14 protein-coding genes and 3 rRNA genes (1 of these 17 only partly in view) are annotated in these 18,947 nt (G+C 53.7%); 14 read left to right on the forward strand and 3 right to left on the reverse strand.

Annotated elements, in window-relative coordinates:
* The first annotated feature begins 276 nt into the window (after positions 1 to 276).
* The 14 genes from ACYQ2N_RS22830 (at position 277) to hypE (ending at position 14,802) form a co-directional block, all read left to right on the forward strand.
* Complete coding sequence (locus ACYQ2N_RS22830) at positions 277 to 849, forward strand: 4Fe-4S dicluster domain-containing protein (protein ID WP_460001734.1); 573 nt, start codon at positions 277 to 279, stop codon at positions 847 to 849.
* Positions 846 to 1,724 (forward strand): CoB--CoM heterodisulfide reductase iron-sulfur subunit B family protein, encoded by an 879-nt coding sequence (locus ACYQ2N_RS22835; protein WP_460001735.1) that lies wholly within the window; start codon positions 846 to 848, stop codon positions 1,722 to 1,724. The genes ACYQ2N_RS22830 and ACYQ2N_RS22835 overlap by 4 nt, the downstream gene beginning before the upstream one ends.
* On the forward strand, positions 1,724 to 5,065 hold the full coding sequence (locus ACYQ2N_RS22840) for an NAD(P)-binding protein (protein WP_460001736.1): 3,342 nt from the start codon (positions 1,724 to 1,726) through the stop codon (positions 5,063 to 5,065). The genes ACYQ2N_RS22835 and ACYQ2N_RS22840 overlap by 1 nt, the downstream gene beginning before the upstream one ends.
* Positions 5,062 to 5,541: a hydrogenase iron-sulfur subunit gene (locus ACYQ2N_RS22845; protein WP_460001737.1), complete on the forward strand. Its 480-nt coding sequence runs from the start codon at positions 5,062 to 5,064 to the stop codon at positions 5,539 to 5,541. Before ACYQ2N_RS22840 ends, ACYQ2N_RS22845 begins: the two co-directional genes overlap by 4 nt.
* Complete coding sequence (locus tag ACYQ2N_RS22850; RefSeq protein ID WP_460001738.1) at positions 5,534 to 6,547, forward strand: NADH-quinone oxidoreductase subunit B family protein; 1,014 nt, start codon at positions 5,534 to 5,536, stop codon at positions 6,545 to 6,547. Before ACYQ2N_RS22845 ends, ACYQ2N_RS22850 begins: the two co-directional genes overlap by 8 nt.
* Positions 6,544 to 8,010 (forward strand): Ni/Fe hydrogenase subunit alpha, encoded by a 1,467-nt coding sequence (locus ACYQ2N_RS22855; protein ID WP_460001739.1) that lies wholly within the window; start codon positions 6,544 to 6,546, stop codon positions 8,008 to 8,010. Before ACYQ2N_RS22850 ends, ACYQ2N_RS22855 begins: the two co-directional genes overlap by 4 nt.
* A complete protein-coding gene (locus ACYQ2N_RS22860; protein WP_460001740.1) occupies positions 7,986 to 8,588 on the forward strand; it encodes a hydrogenase maturation protease in 603 nt (200 codons plus the stop codon). The genes ACYQ2N_RS22855 and ACYQ2N_RS22860 overlap by 25 nt, the downstream gene beginning before the upstream one ends.
* A gap of 12 nt (positions 8,589 to 8,600) precedes the next feature.
* Positions 8,601 to 8,819 (forward strand): HypC/HybG/HupF family hydrogenase formation chaperone, encoded by a 219-nt coding sequence (locus ACYQ2N_RS22865; RefSeq protein ID WP_460001741.1) that lies wholly within the window; start codon positions 8,601 to 8,603, stop codon positions 8,817 to 8,819.
* A 175-nt stretch (positions 8,820 to 8,994) separates the two neighbouring features.
* Positions 8,995 to 9,357, forward strand: coding sequence for a hydrogenase maturation nickel metallochaperone HypA/HybF (locus ACYQ2N_RS22870; RefSeq protein ID WP_460001742.1), 363 nt, complete (start codon positions 8,995 to 8,997; stop codon positions 9,355 to 9,357).
* Positions 9,354 to 10,022, forward strand: a complete 669-nt coding sequence (gene hypB, locus ACYQ2N_RS22875; RefSeq protein WP_459999032.1) for a hydrogenase nickel incorporation protein HypB — start codon at positions 9,354 to 9,356, stop codon at positions 10,020 to 10,022. The genes ACYQ2N_RS22870 and hypB overlap by 4 nt, the downstream gene beginning before the upstream one ends.
* A 7-nt stretch (positions 10,023 to 10,029) precedes the next feature.
* Positions 10,030 to 12,432: a carbamoyltransferase HypF gene (hypF, locus tag ACYQ2N_RS22880; RefSeq protein WP_459999033.1), complete on the forward strand. Its 2,403-nt coding sequence runs from the start codon at positions 10,030 to 10,032 to the stop codon at positions 12,430 to 12,432.
* Entirely contained in the window at positions 12,410 to 12,634 is a 225-nt protein-coding gene (locus ACYQ2N_RS22885) for a HypC/HybG/HupF family hydrogenase formation chaperone (RefSeq protein ID WP_459999034.1), read from the forward strand. The genes hypF and ACYQ2N_RS22885 overlap by 23 nt, the downstream gene beginning before the upstream one ends.
* A complete protein-coding gene (gene hypD, locus ACYQ2N_RS22890) occupies positions 12,618 to 13,736 on the forward strand; it encodes a hydrogenase formation protein HypD (RefSeq protein ID WP_459999035.1) in 1,119 nt (372 codons plus the stop codon). The genes ACYQ2N_RS22885 and hypD overlap by 17 nt, the downstream gene beginning before the upstream one ends.
* Positions 13,729 to 14,802: a hydrogenase expression/formation protein HypE gene (gene hypE / locus ACYQ2N_RS22895; RefSeq protein ID WP_460001743.1), complete on the forward strand. Its 1,074-nt coding sequence runs from the start codon at positions 13,729 to 13,731 to the stop codon at positions 14,800 to 14,802. Before hypD ends, hypE begins: the two co-directional genes overlap by 8 nt.
* A 406-nt stretch (positions 14,803 to 15,208) precedes the next feature.
* On the opposite strand, the gene rrf is transcribed toward hypE, so the two are convergent.
* The 3 genes from rrf to ACYQ2N_RS22910 form a co-directional block, all read right to left on the reverse strand.
* Positions 15,209 to 15,325 (reverse strand): 5S ribosomal RNA (gene rrf / locus ACYQ2N_RS22900).
* A gap of 132 nt (positions 15,326 to 15,457) precedes the next feature.
* Positions 15,458 to 18,366 (reverse strand): 23S ribosomal RNA (locus ACYQ2N_RS22905).
* Between the two features lie 373 nt (positions 18,367 to 18,739).
* A 16S ribosomal RNA gene (locus tag ACYQ2N_RS22910) occupies positions 18,740 to 18,947 on the reverse strand; it runs 1,457 nt beyond the window's last position.
* Together the 16S, 23S and 5S rRNA genes form the textbook arrangement of a ribosomal RNA operon.

An 18,947-nucleotide genomic window follows, 5' to 3' on the forward strand; every position in this document is an offset into this window, starting at 1 on the left:
GAATAGGACATCTTCCCAGGTTTGGGATACATCCCCTTACATTTTATGAGTTCAGAATAGTATGAATATTAGCACACTATCCGGAAAATCGGACACCTTAGTCTTCTCCAAAAGGGAAGACTTTTTTATCCCGCCAGAAAGCATTTTTGCGCTGATCATAGCCTGGGCAGCGAACTGAAGCAGCGAAAGGTACGCAGAGTAAACGGAGGGAATTTTCGCAAAATTGTCCATGGCATGGATTTTGCATAAGAGCGAATTAAGAAAGGAGGGATGCCAATGACAGGAGAAATGCCGGTAATTCAAGAGGCAAGCTTGGATCCGGATTTTAAAAGGTTGGTTGAATCGTTTTCCGGTGCCCAAAATATTAATGCCTGCATTCAGTGTGGTACCTGCTCCGGTTCTTGCTCTTTCAGTGAGAGGATGAAGCATACCCCGCGCCGGCTCCTGGAGATGGTGCGGGCAGGCATGCGGGAAGAAGTGCTGAACAGTGACACTTACTGGTACTGCACTTCCTGTTACTACTGTACTGTACGTTGCCCCCGGGGCATTAACCTGACCGAAGTCATGTACGCCCTCAAACATGTGGCCATAGCCGTGAACAAGGACAAAAACGCCGTCTTTTATGACTGTTTCAATTCTGTTCTGCAAAGTTACGGTAGACTCTATGAAAACGGGTTGCTTTTAAAGCTGGCTCTGAAGACGGATCCCCTGATGCTGGTTGCTTACGGTCCTCTAGGGGTGAAAATGTTCCTCAAGGGCAAACTGAATATTTTGCCCAGCCGGGTACGGGCCCTCTCCGACATCAGGCAACTCTACGATAAGGTTGGGGAAATGGAGGAAAAGATATGACTTATGCCTACTATCCGGGCTGCTCTCTCCATGCCACGGCCCGCGAATATGATGAGTCGACCAGGGCGGTATTTGAAAATCTGGGGATAGGTCTGCGGGAAATCGAGGATTGGAACTGCTGCGGGGCCACAGCGCTGCCTTCGACAAGTTACCTTTTCTCTCTCGTGGTCCCTACCCGTAACCTCGCCTTGGCCGAAGAACAGGGACAGGATGTGGCTGTGGCCTGTAATTCCTGTTTTGTCACTTTGCGCCGGGCCAAATCTGTTTATGAAGACAATCCCGTCTGGAGAGCCAAAATTAAAGAAGCCATGGGCGTTATCGGCAAGGATTTTGAGGCCCGTATCCAGATTAAACATATCCTGGATATTGTCGTCAATGACGTCGGTCTGGAAACCATTGCGGCTACGGTTCGCAATCCTTTGCACGGATTAAAGGTAGTCCCTTATTATGGCTGCCAGATTGCCCGGCCGAAAAACGAATTTGCCCATCCGGAACTGCCCACCGAGATGGATCGCTTATTAGATGTGCTGGGAGCGGAAGTTTTGCGCTATGACCATAAGACAAAATGTTGTGGTGGTGCTTTGATGACAACCAAGCCTGAAGCTGCTCTGGAATTGGAAAGGGATCTTCTCGGCGAAGCCGCAGAGCGGGGCGCGGAGGCCATAGCGGTCAGTTGCCCGCTCTGTCAGTTCAACCTGGATGCTTACCAGGATAAAGTGAATAAACGGTTCCAAACGAATTACAACATTCCCGTTATCTATTTCACCCAACTTCTGGGCGTCGCGCAGGGAATATCACCCAAGAAGCTGGGTCTGAAACGGAATCTGGTTCCGATTAAAGGCTTGATGCAAAAGTATGTCGGGGAGGTGATTTGATGGCAGCGGAGGTCAGGACCGGAGTCTATGTCTGCCATTGTGGCACAAATATTGCCGATAAGGTTGATGTTGAGGCTGTGAGCAAATTTGCCGAAACTCTGCCGAGCGTAACCGTCAGCCGTGATTACAAATACATGTGCTCTGAACCAGGTCAGGAACTGATCAAAAAAGATATTAAAGAACTGGAGGTCAACAGGGTGGTTGTCGCTTCCTGTTCTCCCCGGATGCACGAACCGACCTTTCGCCGCGCGCTCACTTCGGCAGGGCTTAATGGTTATCTCTTTGAGATGGCCAATATCCGGGAACAGGTTTCCTGGGTGACCAGAAATCCTCTCCAGGCCACGCTCAAGGCTAAATCCCTCATCTCCGGGGCTGTGCGCAAAGTCCGGTACAACCAGCCTCTGGAAGAAAGGTATGTCCCGGTCAATCCTAACGTGCTGGTCGTGGGAGGCGGTGTGGCCGGCTTGGAAGCCGCCCTGAAAATCGCCGGATCGGGGAACCAAGTCTTCCTGGTGGAACGGGAGGCCTCCCTGGGCGGCAATATGGCCAAATTTGACAAGACTTTCCCCACCCTAGATTGTGCCGCCTGTATTCTGACCCCGAAAATGGTCGAAGCCGGCCAGCATGAAAATGTCAAGCTCCTGACTTACAGTGAAGTGGTTCAAGTGGACGGCTTCATTGGCAACTTCCAGGTCAAGGTCCGGAAAAAAGCCCGTTATATCGATATTAACAAATGTACCGGATGTGGTGATTGCGAGCAGGTCTGTCCCGTGAATACCGTGGACAGCTTTAATGAAGGACTGGCTGAACGCAAAGCAGTTTATAAAGAATTCCCCCAGGCGGTCCCCAATGTCTACCAGATCACGAAAACTGGGATAGCCCCCTGCCGGGTAACCTGTCCGGCCGGCGTCAACGTCCAGGGGTATCTGGCCTTAACCAGCCAAGGCAAATTTGGCGAAGCTCTGGCTTTGGTGCGGGAGGCTATGCCCATCCCGGCTGTCTGTGGTCGGGTTTGTTTCCACCCCTGTGAAGGGGAATGCCGGCGCGGCGAAATCGATCAGCCTGTCGCCATCAGTGCTATCAAGCGCTTTTTGGCCGATCAGGAAGCGAATAAGGGAAAAACTGCACCTCCTGCCGCTGGGGTTGCAAAAAGCGGCTGGAAAGTGGCGGTTGTCGGTTCGGGTCCGGCCGGTTTGGGCGCTGCCTATTATTTGACCAAAGCGGGGCACGAAGTGGTCATCCTGGAAGGGAAAGCGGAACCAGGCGGACTGCTGCGTTACGGTATCCCGGAATACCGTCTGCCCAAGAGTGTCCTGCGTCAGGAAATAGAGCATATCGTCCAGAGCGGCGTGACCATCCGTACCAACGAACGACTCGGCCGGGATTTTACGCTGACCAATTTGCAGGCAGAATATGACGCCGTCTTTTTGGCTTTAGGAACCGCCCGGGAACAAACCCTGGAGATCGCAGGCGAGAACCTGCCCGGAGTACAGGGCGGCCTGGAGTTTTTGGAAGCGGCCAATACTCAGCCGGATCTGAAACTGCAAGGTAGGGTATTGGTGATTGGAGGCGGCAACGCCGCCGTGGACGCTGCCCGCACAGCCCTGCGTCTAGGGGCCGAAAACGTGGAAATTGTCTATAGGCGAACACGCACAGAGATGCCGGCTTTTGCCGAAGAAGTCCTGGAGGCGGAACGGGAAGGCGTGAAATTTCGTTTCTTGACCGCTCCCGTCCGGATAGTGGACCAAAAAGGACGGGCCAAGGCTTTGGAATGCCAGGCCAGGCAGTTGGGAGAAGTCGATGCCGGCGGGCGCCGGCAAAGTCTGCCGATTGCCGGTTCTAATTTCCTGCTGGCAGCGGATTTGATCATTGTCGCGGCCGGCCAGAAGGTAGAACTTCCCGCCTCCCTGGTGGGAAGTATCGCTGTTGCCGACCGGGGTACAGTTGAGGTCAATGAACATTTTCTCACGAACATCGAGGGAGTTTTTGCCGGCGGCGACCTGGTGAGCGGTCCTTCCAGCATGGTGGAAGCGATCGCGACCGGCAAGGAAGCGGCCCGGATGATCGATGCCTATGTGCACGGCCAAACTTTACAGGCCCGGGAAAACAGACCCCGGCCTGTCAAAGAATCGTTAAGCGGGAAAGAGTTTTATAAGGCTTCCCGCCACGAACCTGCCCACCTGGCCCCGGAAAAGCGGCGAAGTCTGAGTGCTGAGGTTTCGGCAACCTTGAGTGAAGTGGATGTCGTGGACGAAGCCAAGCGCTGTCTGGACTGCGGAGTCTGTTCCGAGTGCCTGGAGTGTGTCAAAGTGTGCCAGGCGCAGGCTATTGATCACCAAATGCAGGATGAATATGTCGATCTGGAAGTGGGCTCCATCATCCTGGCTACCGGTTTCGAAACCCTTGATCCCAGTGCCGGGGTGCAATGGGGCTATGGACGCTTTCCCAACGTCCTGACCGGTCTGCAGTTTGAACGTCTCACCAACGCTTCCGGGCCCACCTCGGGCCGGATTGTCACGGAGGATGGCCGGGAACCGCAAGCCGTAGCCATTTTGCACTGTATTGGCAGCCGGGACAAGAATTACAAAGAATACTGTTCCCGCGTCTGCTGCATGGCCAGCTTAAAATTTGCCCATTTGGTCAAGGACAAGACCAAAGCCAAAGTTTATGAATTCTATATCGACATGCGAGCCTATGGTAAACAGTATGAAGAATTTTACAACCGGGTCCAGGACGAGGGTGTGAATTTCATCCGGGGCAAAGGGGCCGAAGTCCTGGAAAAAGACGGTCACTTACTCGTCCGGGCCGAGGATACCCTGCTGGGTGCCTTCCGCGAGATCCCTGTCGATATGGTTATTCTCAACACCGCGCTCACTCCCCGCTGCGACGCCGACGCAGTGGCCCGCCTCTTTACGATCCAGCGCAGTGCCGACGGCTTCTTCCTGGAATCCCATACTAAGCTGGAACCGGTCAAAACAGCGACAGACGGCATCTACCTGGCCGGTACGTGCCAGGGACCGAAAGATATCCCCGACACCGTGGCTCAGGCGGCTGGAGCGGCAGCAGAGGCTTTGGAAAAAATAGCCGCCGGCCGGGTGCGTGTCTCCCCGATCACCGCTTACTGCCTGGAGGAGCTTTGTTCCGGCTGTAAAACCTGCCTTCCCCTCTGTCCCTATAACGCCATTACCTTCTCGGAAGAGAAAAAAGTAGCCCTCTACAATGAAGCGCTCTGCAAAGGCTGTGGTACCTGTGTGGCTTCCTGTCCCTCCGGGGCGGCTCACATGCGTAATTTTGAAGAGGAGCAAATGCTGGAGATTATCGAGGGGGTGTGTGCTTTATGAGTGAATTTGAACCTACAATCGCCGGGTTTTTGTGCAACTGGTGTGCTTATACGGCCGCCGACCTGGCCGGGATCGCCCGGATCAAATACCCGGACAATATCCGGATCATCCGGGTTATGTGCACCGGCAGGGTAGAACCGACCTTTGTCCTCAAAGCCCTGTCCTCCGGAGCAGATGCCGTACTGTTGGCAGGTTGCCATCCGGGTGGCTGCCATTACCAGGAAGGCAATTACAAAGCCTATAAACGCACACTCTTACTGCAGAAAATGCTCCCCCAATTCGGGATTGAAAGTGAACGCTTCCGGCTGGAGTTTATCGCCAGCAGCGAAGGAGAGAAATTCGCCCGCGTGGTGGGAGAAATGGTGGCGAAAATCAAAGAGTTAGGCCCCCTGTCCGGAGCAAGAGCCCGGATCGCCGCTCTGGACGGCTTGTTCGCTCAGGAAGATCTGGCGGAAGGAGGGACAAACAATGGCTGATAAGTTGAAATTTGCTTTCTACTGGAACGCCAGCTGCGGCGGCTGCGAGATCGCTGTCCTGGATATTAACGAAAAGATCCTCGACGTTGCCGCTCTGGCCGACATCGTTCTCTGGCCGGTCGCCCTTGATTTTAAATACCACCATATTCGGGCCCTCCCCGACGGGGCTATTGATGTCAGTTTTATCAACGGTTCAATCCGCAACTCGGAACAAAAAGAGATTGTGGAGTTGCTCAGGCAGAAGAGCAAGGCTGTGGTGGCTTTCGGTTCCTGCGCCCATTTGGGTGGGATCCCGGCCCTGGCTGATTTGCGCAGCCGGGAGGAAATTTTTGAGCGGGCTTACCGGGAAACACCCAGCACGGTCAATCCGGAAAATATCCGGCCGCAGACGCGGACCACTGTTCCGGAGGGCGAATTGGAACTCCCTGTCTTCTTTAACCATGTCTACCGCCTGGATGAAATCATCCCGGTGGAATACTATGTGCCCGGCTGCCCCCCTACACCCAAAATGATCCTGGAAGCAGTGACAGCCATCGCGGAAGGAAACCTACCGCCTGTGGGTACGGTCTTTGGCAGCCCGACGACGGTTTGTGATTCCTGCCGGCGGACGAAGGAGGAAAAGAAAGTCAAGGCTTTCCGGCGCATCCACGAAGTAGAGGCCGACCCGGAACGCTGTTTTTTGGAGCAGGGAATTATCTGTGCCGGTCCAGCCACCAGGGATGGCTGCGGCACCCTTTGTCTCAATGCCAACATGCCGTGCCGGGGCTGTTTTGGGCCTCCGGACGGAGTGGCCGATCAGGGGGCGCGTCTCCTTTCCGCTCTGGCTACCCTGGTTGACAGCAAAGACCTGACCGAGATTCAGCACCTGATCGATCAAGTGGTCGACCCTGCCGGCTATTTCTACCGCTTTGGCATGGCCAGTTCCTTATTAAAGCACAAAGTCATCCGGGACGAGAAAGAGAGCCGTTCACCATCCGACAGCGCCGAAGGGAGGGCAGCCTTATGAGCCTGAAACAAGTTACGATCAACCCCATAACCCGGTTGGAAGGGCATGGCAAGATTGAAATTTTCCTCAATGACCAAGGAGATGTAGCCAACGCTTATTTCCAGGTCCCGGAATTGCGCGGTTTTGAAAAGTTCTGTGAAGGCCGTCCGGCCGAAGAAATGCCCCGGATTACCCCGCGGATCTGCGGTGTCTGTCCTTCAGCCCACCATATCGCTTCGACCAAAGCTTTGGACGGAGTCTTCAATGTGGAACCGCCGACGGCGGCCAAAAAACTGCGCGAGTTGTTTTATAACGCCCACATGATCCACTCCCACATTGCCCATTTTTACGCACTGGCCGCTCCCGATTTTGTGGTCGGTCCTGACGCCGATCCGGCGGAACGCAACATCTTGGGGGTCATCAGCAAAGTTGGGCTGGAAGTAGGCGGAGAGGTGATCAAGCACCGGGCTTGGGCTCAGGACATCCAGACCATGATCGGGGGGAAAGCTACTCACGCTGTCTGCGGTCTGCCGGGCGGTATGAGCAAGAGTATCACAGAGGAAGAGCGCAAGGATATTGAAGCAAAAGCCGAATCCTTCGTCCGCTTCGCCCAGTTTTCACTCAAAATATTTGAGGATGTGGTTCTCAAGAATAAACAGTATGTGGACCTGATCCTCGGTGATGTCTACTACATGAAATCCTACTATATGGGCTTGGTCGATGAGAAAAACCGGGTCAATTTTTATGACGGTCAAGTCAGGGTGGTCGATCCTGAGGGACGCGAATTTGCCCGGTTCTCCGGCTTGGATTATCTGGAACACATCGGCGAGCATGTAGAATCATGGTCCTATCTGAAATTTCCCTTCCTGAAAAAGTTAGGCTGGAAAGGTTTCAAGGACGGACCGGAGAGCGGGGTCTTCCGGGTAGCCCCTCTGGCCCGTCTCAATGTGGCCGACGGTATGGCCACTCCCTTGGCCCAGGAAGCGTATGAAAAGATGTATGCAACTTTGGGCGGCAAACCGGCCCATCATACCCTGGCTAATCACTGGGCCCGTCTGATTGAACTGCTCTATGCCTCGGAAAGAGTGTTGGAACTGGCCCGCGATCCGGAAATCACCAGCCCCCAGATGCGTAATCTGCCTCAGGGCACGCCCAAAGAGGGAGTCGGAATTATTGAAGCTCCCCGGGGCACTTTGATCCACCACTATCAGACCAATGAAAAAGGATTGCTGACCAAAGTCAACCTGATTGTCGCCACCGGCAACAATAATGCCGCCATCAACATTTCCGTGCAAAGGGCAGCCAAAGGCTTGATCAAAAAAGGCCAGGTGAGTGAAGGCCTGCTCAACATGGTGGAAATGGCTTTCCGGGCTTATGATCCCTGCCTGGCCTGCGCTACCCATAATCTGCCTGGCTCCATGCCGCTGCTGGCCAAAATCTATGATCACGAGGGGAACTTATGGCAGGAAATGACGCAAGGCTAAAGGACTCAGGGTTAAAAGGAGAATTGGCAGGAAATGGTCCAGGGCTAATAGGGGAGCCAGGGAATGAAGCAGGGCTAAAAAAGCGTAAGCTGCTTATTCTGGGGCTGGGCAATACTCTGCTCAGTGATGACGGGATCGGGATCTATTTAGGGCGTCAGGTGAGTACACTTCTCTCGGGAGCGGACGGCTTGGGCGGCATGGATGGTCTTGGCCCGGATTTTGTCGAAGCCTCTTTGGGTGGGCTCCAACTGCTGGATTACATCGACGGCTATGAACACTTGGTTATCATCGATGCTGTGCAGACGGCGGACGGGGTGGCGGGGCAATTGTACTCCTTGACCGAAAAGTCCCTGGCCAGCACAGTGCGCTTAACCTCCGTCCACGACATCAACCTGACAACGGCTCTACAATTGGGGCGGCAACTGGGCATGGCCATACCGGCCCAGGTAGACATCTATGCTGTCGAGGCCCAAGACCTTTTTACTTTCCAGGAAAGCTGCACTCCGGAATTGACCGCTGCCATTCCGGATTTAGCCGCCAGAATCGCCGCCGACATCTGGGAAAAATACACGGGGTAGGAGGTGATGTTTATGTGCCTGGCCGTTCCCGCCCGGGTGGAAGAAGTGCATGATTCCTGGGCTACGGTTAACCTGAACGGCACCCTGCTTCAAGTGAATACCCAACTGGTTTCTGAAGTGAAACCGGATAATTTCTTGCTGGTTCATGCCGGCTATGCCATTCAGGTTATCGACGAAGCAGAGGCTTGGGAAACACTGGCCCTCTTAGAAGCCGTCTACGGCAGCGAGTGAAACGCTACCACGGGGAATTTGAGTTATATCCTGGACAAGGAATTTACGAATGAAAAGAAAAGCGTAATCCGGCTGTTAGCTCCTGGAACATTGGAATTCCCCGGAAAAAATGCGAACCCAAGATTTGATTTGTATAATGCGTACGTGTTAATGTAAACATAAAGTGGGTGTCTGCATGCATGAAATAAGCTTAATGTCGGAAATGGTCACCCTCCTGGCCGCAAGTGCCCAGGAAAACAACATCCGTGAGATTACCCGGGTCAAATTGGTCGTGGGAAAAATGACTATGGCCCTGCCTGATGCTCTCCGGTTGGCCTTCGAAGTATTCAAGGGAGAGCCTCCTTTAAGCCCACAAGCTTTGTTGGAGATTGAGGAGCGGGAAACTCTGGGGAAATGTCAAGCGTGCGGCCATTCATTTTCTTTAGTCGACAACTACCTCTTTGTCTGCCCTGCGTGTGAGAGCGTCCGCATTGACATCCTCTCCGGGCGCGAGTTGTACATTGATCATTTTGAAGGGGAGGAGGAACCTGCTTCGTGACTATTAAAGTTGAACTGGGAACAACCCTGTTAGCCCGCAATGACGAGTTGGCGGCCGAGATCCGGTATGTATGTGCAGACAACGGAATCTTCCTCGTAAATATTATGAGCTCCCCCGGAGCCGGGAAAACCACCCTTTTGGAAAAAACCCTGCCCAAGCTCAAAAACAAAGTGCGTGTGGCCATCATTGAAGGAGATATTGCCACCACCCGCGATGCGGACCGCATTTCAGCCCAGGGGGTAACCGCCGTGCAGCTCAACACGGACGGAGGCTGCCACCTAGACGCCCGCATGATTTACCAGGCGCTGCAACAGCTAAATCTGGCTCAACTGGATCTGATTATCATTGAAAACATCGGCAATCTGGTGTGTCCGGCTGAATTCAGCCTGGGGGAAGACCTGCGCATCGCGCTTTTAAGCACGACCGAAGGGAATGACAAAATCGTTAAATATCCGCTCATGTTCCGCGAGGCCCAAATCCTCGTAATTAATAAGACAGACCTTCTCCCTTATACGGATTTTAACATCAAGGAATTGGAGCATGATGTCCTGGCAATTAATCCTGATTTGCAGATTCATTATGTGTCCGCGCGCCAAGACACAGGAATAGACTCCTTCGCAGAACAGCTGGCGGGCTTCGCCCTTAAGAAAGCCCAGAGAGGATAACGCCGGTATGTCCATAAACTCGCACCAACCCCTTCACCAAGCTCAAAAAGATACCTTACTTAAATGCTGGCATCTCGAAATTTCCGGCATGGTGCAAGGGCTCGGATTTCGCCCATTTATCTACCGTCTGGCGAAAGAGTGGGAGCTTGCCGGCTGGGTGGAAAACACCGGTCGCGGAGTCATTCTGGAAGTACAGGGCCGCCCGGAAAATCTGGCCGGATTTTTGCAGGCGCTGCCGCAGGAAAAACCTGCCCTGGCCCAGATCACACACCTCAGCCAACGGGAAGTCCAGCCGCAAAATTACCGTGATTTCCGTATTTTAGAGAGCGAAGTGTCCCCGCAGGCCCATGTTTTAGTTCCCCCGGACCTGGCTATGTGTCCGGACTGCCGGGATGAGGTTTTCACGCCCGCAAGCCGTTACTACCAATACCCGTTTACCAACTGCACGAATTGCGGACCCCGCTTTACCCTGATTAAGGCTCTTCCCTATGACCGGGTGCGGACTTCGATGTCCGAGTTCAGCATGTGCGCAGATTGCGAACACGATTACCATAATCCCGCTCACCGCCGTTTCCATGCCCAGCCCACAGCCTGCCGTGAGTGCGGGCCTCAAGTTCAGTTACTTGCGAAGGACGGCCAAGCCTTGTCCGGCTCTTGGCTCGCAAACTTCCATGACCTGATACGGCGCGGGAAAATCATCGCGGTCAAGGGAATCGGCGGCTTTCACCTGGTTTGTTCCGCCTTGGATGATGCCGCCGTACAAAGACTGCGCTCAGCCAAGAAAAGGCCGTTTAGGCCACTGGCCGTAATGGCCCGTGATCTTCAAGCAGTAAAGAAATATTGCCATCTTAATCCTAGAGAAATCCAAGCCCTCTCAGACCCGGCTGCCCCGATCGTCATTCTCAGGGCTAGAGAGGCTCCTCCTCAGGGGCTGGATGCTCTTCAGGGGCTGGCACCGCACAACCCCACCCTCGGGGTTATGCTTCCCTACGCCCCTCTCCATCTTCTGCTTTTTCCGCCGGAAATTGATCTCTTGGTCATGACCAGCGGCAATGCCAAGGGGCTGCCGATTGTCAAGGATAATGAAGAAGCCCTCAAAGAATTGGCTCCCTACGTTGATTATTTCTTAGTTCATGACCGAACGGTCATTAACCGCTGCGATGATTCCGTGGTACGCGTGATCGGCCAGGACATCCACTTCTACCGCCGCTCCCGCGGCTATGTCCCAGCCCCTCTGACCTTGCCCTTTGAAGCGGAAGCCCAGGTTCTCGGTTTAGGCGGGGAAATGAAGAACACGTTTTGCCTGATCAAAGGGAACAAGGCGTTTCTCAGCCAACACCTGGGAGACATGCGCTCCCTCGAGGGTTTGGAAAACTATACTTATTCCTTATCCCAACTGGAGAGCCTCCTGTCAATCCGCCCGCTGGTGCTTGGGTACGATCCTCATCCCAGTTACAGCCTTAACTCCGTGTTAAAACACCCTGAGCTGCCCCAGACCCAGCTTCCGATTCAGCATCACCATGCCCACCTGGTTTCTGCCATGGCTGACAACGGCCTCCGCGGGGAAGTCATCGGGGCTATTTTGGACGGTACCGGGTACGGCCCGGACAGCCGCCTCTGGGGCTTCGAAATCCTTTCCGGGGATTACAACGACTTTACCCGCCACCTTCACTTAGAAGAAATCCCTTTGCCCGGCGGGGAGCGGGCGGTGGCCAACCCGTGGCTCACGGCCGCTGCCTATCTTTGGACCCGCTTCGGCCAGGCCGGTTGGGACAAAGCCTTAAGCCTGTTTCCAGAGCGAGAACAAGAACTGGCTATTGCCCTCCAAATGATTGAAAAGGGAATTAACGCTCCTTACTCATCCAGTGCCGGCAGACTTTTTGACGCCGTTGCAGCGATCCTGGGGCTCTGCCGGGAAAATACCTATGACGGCCAGGCCGCGATCGAACTGGGAGAGCTGGCGCTCACTGCCATGATGCCGAATCAGGGATTGATCAAAGAGCTTCATGAACCCGAAGCTAGCACAAGATCGGCTTTAAATCCCTATCCTTTTACGCTTGAGGCTGGGACTCTCAAAGTTAAAGGACTATTCGCCGAAATACTGGCCGACCTACAACAGGGCAAGGAAAGGCAGGAGATAGCCCGCCGTTTTCATCACACTGTCGCTGCCATGGTGTTCAAAGCCGTGACCGACGTTCGGGCGCAGACCGGACTTAAGCGCGTGGTCTTTAGCGGCGGAGTATGGCAAAACCCCTATCTGCTTTCCTTAACGAAACAACTCTTAACTGCCCATGGTTTTGATGTTTATACTCACCGGCAAGTTCCGGCCAATGACGGCGGCCTGGCTTTGGGCCAAGCCGTTGCAGCTTACTGGAGGTGGAAAATGCATGTGTCTGGCAATACCCGCTAAAGTCGTCTCGCTCTTAGGCGAGCAGTCTGTCGAAGTGGAAACCTTCGGCAGCCGCACCACCGTGAATACCATGCTCATCGACCCGCCCGCGCTTGCAGACTATGTTCTGGTTCATGCCGGGTTCGCAATCCAAGTGATTGATGAACAATCCGCCCTGGAGAGCCTGGTCTTGTGGAGGGAAATCTATGCTATCGGACTTTAGCGATCCGGCACTGGGCCGCAAAATGCTTACGAACGTACAAGAACTCCTGCACCAATGGACTGACAAATCCGGCCGCCGCCTGGTTTTAATGGAAGTGTGCGGAACTCATACCGTTGCCTTTTCCCGAAGCGGTATCCGTGAACTGCTCAAGCCTTTCCTTGAACTCAAAAGCGGGCCCGGCTGCCCGGTCTGTGTTACAGATCAGCAGGATATCGACAACATGCTGGCTTTGGCTGCTCTGCCTCAGATCACGGTTGCAACCTTCGGCGACATGATGCGCGTACCCGGAAGCAGCGGCAACCTGGCCCAAGCCAGAGCCGAGGGGGCGAATGTCCAGGTTGTTTACTCTCCGTTGGCAGCCGTAACTTTAGCCGAAGCCAACCCTAAACGCCAGACAGTCTTTCTCGGCATCGGCTTTGAAACCACCGTGCCGACTGTGGCCGCCGCTTTGGCCCAGGCAGAGACTCTGGGATTGGACAACTTTAGCCTTTACAGCGTGCATAAGCTGGCCGCTCCGGTTATCGCGAACCTTCTCGAAGACGAAGGCCTTAAGCTGGACGGTCTGATCTTGCCCGGGCATGTGGCCGCGATCACAGGGCGGCGTCATTTTGACTTTGTCGGGCAAAGGTTCGGAGTGCCCGCTGCCATTACCGGTTTTGCTGAATTAGACCTGCTCGCAGGGGTGGAGGAAATCGTGAAGCAGCTGCTTAACGGCAAATCGTATACCTTCAACGCTTATCCCCGGGTTGTGCGCGAAGGAGGAAACACTAAAGCCTGGAGCTTAGTGGAGCGTTTCTTTGAACCAGGGCCAGCCAAATGGCGCGGGCTCGGGGAACTTGCGGGAAGCGGCCTGGTCTTGCACCCGGAGTATGCACACTTTGATGCCAAAGACCGTTACTCAGTGTCCGTGCCGACGGCCCGTCTGCCTAAAGGCTGCCTGTGCGGGGAAATTCTTAAGGGCAAAGCCCTGCCCTTTAACTGCAGGCATTTTGCCACTGCCTGCAATCCCCTTAACCCGGTGGGGCCGTGCATGGTCTCGGCTGAAGGGACTTGTGCCGCTTACTATAAGTACGAACGAAGGGACGGTGCCCTCTATGGCTGAACGCATCTTGCTCGCCCACGGGGACGGAGGGATTTTGACCCATACCCTGATACAGGAACTGTTTCATAAATATTTTACCTCTGCGGAGCTTGCGGCTTTGAGCGATGCTGCTATTCTGCCCTTCCCTGCTCCAGATGCCGAAGTATTTCCGAACGAAAATTCATATATTGCGCCAACTAACTTGCTTGCGATGACCACTGATTCTTTCGTAGTCAACCCTCTTATTTTCCCCGGCGGGGACATTGGCAAACTGGCAATTGCCGGCACCGTGAACGACCTAGCCGTCAGCGGTGCCAAGCCGTTGTATTTAAGCGCCGCTTTTATCCTGGAAGAGGGTTTGGACCTGAGTCTGCTTGAGAGAATCGTAGCTTCCATGGCTGCAGCCGCCCGTGCTGCTCACGTCAAAATCATCACCGGAGACACGAAGGTGGTAGAGCGCGGACGCTGTGACGGAATGTACATCAACACGACCGGCATCGGAATGATGCAGCCGGGGATTCATCTTGGCTATGATAAAATCCAGCCCGGCGATCAGCTGATTATTAACGGCGGGGTGGGCGAACACGGGGTAGCTGTGCTCGCTGAGCGGTCCGGGCTCTCATTCTCTACTCCGCTCTTAAGCGATTGTGCCGCCTTAAACGGGCTGATCCAAGCCTTGCTTGCCCGCTTTGGATCGTCTATTAAGTTCATGCGTGATCCCACCAGAGGAGGGTTAGCGACAACGGCCAAAGAAATCGCCCTCTCGGCCAAACTAGACATTTGGCTTAAAGATGAACAAATTCCCGTGAAAAACGAAGTGCGGGGAGCCTGCGAATTGCTGGGGCTTGATCCCCTCTACCTGGCTAACGAGGGCAAAGTGATGCTTGTTGTGGAAGCGCATAAAGCTGAGGAAATCCTCAGCTTTATCAGGGACTATTATGAAGTGAATGGCTTAGTCAGCGGCCTAAATCCGGCTATTATCGGGGAAATCCGCTCCGGCCAGGGCCGGGTCCTCTTAGAAACTCCCCTGGGCGGGACCCGCCTGCTTGAAATGCTGGCCGGAGCCCCGCTCCCCAGGATCTGCTGACCCCCCCAGCAAGAGCAACCTAGTGCGTTGAGCAGGAAACACACGGGTCATAAGCGCGCACCAGCATCTCCAACAGCAGCCTGATCTCCTCCTCACTGCGGTCTAAAATTTGCGGCACCAGAGCTTCAAAATCTTTCTGGATATTGCCATGGTTCTGATTCGTGGGGATGACAAGATTGGCGGCGAGACACGGTGGAGACTAACGCCACACGGCAAACTAGTGACGAATACTTTCGCCGTGTGATGATAGTGTCCGGTGGACATTATCGCCGAGGGCGCTTCTCCATATTTAACTTACCGCCCGAGGATCGATCGGGTGGAACAGACCCCATAGAATCTTTCACAGATTAAGTTTTCACGCAGTGAAAAGCAAAGAGACTACCAAAAGATAGTCTCTTCACATGTCACCTGGCAACGACCTACTTTCCCAGGATTCTGCAATCCAAGTATCATCGGCCCTGGAGGTCTTAACTTCCGAGTTCGGGATGAGATCGGGTGGAACCCCTCCGGCATTGTCACCAGATTAAGTTTGAGTTAGAACGTTGTTCCTTGCGAACTCTGTTCTCTCAAAACTGCACAGATCTTTTTGTCTTAGGATCATTTACTCACTTTAGTTTGAGCCCAAGTGAGCCTAACCTCTTGTGTGGCTTAATTTTAGGTCAAGCCCTCGACCGATTAGTACCAGTCAGCTCCACACGTCACCGTGCTTCCACATCTGGCCTATCAACCTGATCATCATTCAGGGGTCTTACCAGCTTATGCTGTGGGAAATCTCATCTTGAGGCCGGTTTCGCGCTTAGATGCTTTCAGCGCTTATCCGATCCGGATATAGCTACCCAGCGGTGCCTCTGGCGAGACAACTGGTACACCAGTGATCCGTCCATCCCGGTCCTCTCGTACTAGGGACAGATCCTCTCAAATTTCCTGCGCCTGCGACGGATAGGGACCGAACTGTCTCACGACGTTCTGAACCCAGCTCACGTACCGCTTTAATGGGCGAACAGCCCAACCCTTGGGACCTACTACAGCCCCAGGATGCGATGAGCCGACATCGAGGTGCCAAACCTCCCCGTCGATATGGACTCTTGGGGGAGATAAGCCTGTTATCCCCAGGGTAGCTTTTATCCGTTGAGCGATGGCCCTTCCACTCGGTACCACCGGATCACTAAGCCCGACTTTCGTCCCTGCTCGACTTGTAAGTCTCGCAGTCAAGCTCCCTTCTGCCTTTACACTCTGCGAATGATTTCCAACCATTCTGAGGGAACCTTTGGGCGCCTCCGTTACTCTTTAGGAGGCGACCGCCCCAGTCAAACTGCCCACCTGACACTGTCCTCAACCCCGATTCAGGGGCCTAAGTTAGAACTTCAGTACGAAAAGAGTGGTATCCCACCGGCGACTCCACCAAGGCTGGCGCCCTAGCTTCTTAGTCTCCCACCTATCCTGTACATTCCTTACCAAAATCCAATGTCAAGCTACAGTAAAGCTCCATGGGGTCTTTCTGTCCTGTCGCAGGTAACCCGCATCTTCACGGGTATTACAATTTCGCCGAGTCCCTCGTTGAGACAGTGTCCAGATCGTTACGCCTTTCGTGCGGGTCAGAACTTACCTGACAAGGAATTTCGCTACCTTAGGACCGTTATAGTTACGGCCGCCGTTTACTGGGGCTTCAATTCAAAGCTTCGCTTGCGCTAACCTCTCCTCTTAACCTTCCAGCACCGGGCAGGCGTCAGCCCCTATACTTCTTCTTTCGAATTTGCAGGGACCTGTGTTTTTGTTAAACAGTCGCCTGGACCTCTTCTCTGCGACTCCTATTCCTAGGAGCACCCCTTCTCCCGAAGTTACGGGGTCATTTTGCCGAGTTCCTTAACGAGGGTTTTCTCGCGCGCCTTAGGATTCTCTCCTTACCTACCTGTGTCGGTTTACGGTACGGGCACTCTCTCGCTCGCTAGAGGCTTTTCTTGACAGCTTGGAGTCAGTTACTTCGCTACTTAATTTCGCTCCCCTTAACCTCTCAGGACTTAGCGAGGCGGATTTGCCTACCTCACTCCCTACTGGCTTGGACGTGCTCAACCAACGGCACGCTTAACTTATCCTTCTGTGTCACCCCTTCACTCAAACGCTTAAGAGTGGTACTGGAATTTCAACCAGTTGTCCATCACCTACGCTTTTCGCCTCGGCTTAGGTCCCGACTTACCCTGGGCGGACGAGCCTTCCCCAGGAATCCTTAGGTTTTCGGCGGGAGGGATTCTCACCCTCCTTTTCGCATACTCATACCGGCATTCTCTCTTCCAAGCGCTCCACCATTCTTTACAGAATAACTTCGCTGCACTTGGAATGCTCCCCTACCCCTGCCACTATAAGTGGCAAGCCATAGCTTCGGTGATACGCTTGAGCCCCGTTACATTTTCGGCGCAGAACCACTCGACCAGTGAGCTATTACGCACTCTTTGAATGGTGGCTGCTTCTAAGCCAACATCCTGGTTGTCTGGGCAATTCCACATCCTTTTCCACTTAGCGTATACTTTGGGACCTTAGCTGATGGTCTGGGCTGTTTCCCTCTCGACTATGAAGCTTATCCCCCACAGTCTGACTCCCAATCTAAATTATTTGGCATTCGGAGTTTGATAAGGTTCGGTAACCTGGTAAGGCCCCTAGCCTATTCAGTGCTCTACCGCCAATAATCATCAATTGAGGCTAGCCCTAAAGCTATTTCGGGGAGAACCAGCTATCTCCGTGTTCGATTGGCATTTCACCCCTACCCACAGCTCATCCCCTGCCTTTTCAACGACAGTGAGTTCGGGCCTCCATCCGGTTTTACCCGGACTTCACCCTGGCCATGGGTAGATCACACGGTTTCGGGTCTACAGCATGTAACTCGTCGCCCTATTCAGACTCGCTTTCGCTTCGGCTCCGGCTTCTCGCCTTAACCTCGCTACATACCGTAACTCGCCGGTTCATTCTACAAAAGGCACGCCATCACTCCAAAGAGCTCTGACTGCTTGTAAGCGTACGGTTTCAGGTTCTTTTTCACTCCCCTCCCGGGGTGCTTTTCACCTTTCCCTCACGGTACTGGTTCACTATCGGTCGCTAAGGAGTATTTAGCCTTGGGAGGTGGTCCTCCCTGCTTCCCACGGGGTTTCTCGTGTCCCGCGGTACTCAGGATACTTTCACAGCAAGTCTATCTTTCACCTACAGGAGTGTTACCTTCTCTGCTGGGCCTTTCCAGACCGCTTCGATTAGATTTCCTTGCTTAATAGAAAGTCCTACAACCCCGGCTTCCGAAGAATCCGGTTTGGGCTCTTCCCTCTTCGCTCGCCGCTACTACGGGAATCGATTATTCTTTCTCTTCCTCCGGGTACTTAGATGTTTCAGTTCCCCGGGTTGTCCTCTCTAACCTATGTATTCAGTTAGAGATAGCTGGATATGACTCCAACTGGGTTGCCCCATTCGGGTATCCACGGATCAAAGCCTGCTTGCGACTCCCCGTGGCGTTTCGCCGTTGACCGCGCCCTTCTTCGACTCTTAGCGCCTAGGCATCCACCGTACGCCCTTATTAGCTTGACCTATTTTCGCCAACACTTTAAGGTTCGTTCTTTATGAATCCTTTGACAAAAAGATCTCTCTGTGCAGTTTTCAAAGAACAGGATCGAGGTCAGATGCACGATGCACGACTTCGGCGTTCCCTTACGGGCCTCCGGCTTCGTGCCTCGCACTTGGATAATCTGGTCCCTCAAAACTAAACAACAAGACTTAAGCAGATTGCCAAAGCAATCACGCCGCCAATGGTTTTGCCGTTTCCGGCTTGAAGTCTGTTATAACTTCATTAAACTCTCATCCAGTTTTCTTTCCTTCGTCCGAAAACTAAGGAGCAGAACTTCGATTTGAGTCTCGACCTTAGGATTAGTTTAGCAATAGCTTGCTAAACATGTCTCCTTAGAAAGGAGGTGATCCAGCCGCACCTTCCGATACGGCTACCTTGTTACGACTTCACCCCAATCATCTACCCCACCTTCGACGGCTGCCTCTCTTGCGAGTTAGCCCACCGGCTTCGGGTGTTGCAAACTTTCGTGGTGTGACGGGCGGTGTGTACAAGGCCCGGGAACGTATTCACCGCAGTGTGCTGACCTGCGATTACTAGCGATTCC

Source organism: Paradesulfitobacterium aromaticivorans (assembly GCF_054657415.1).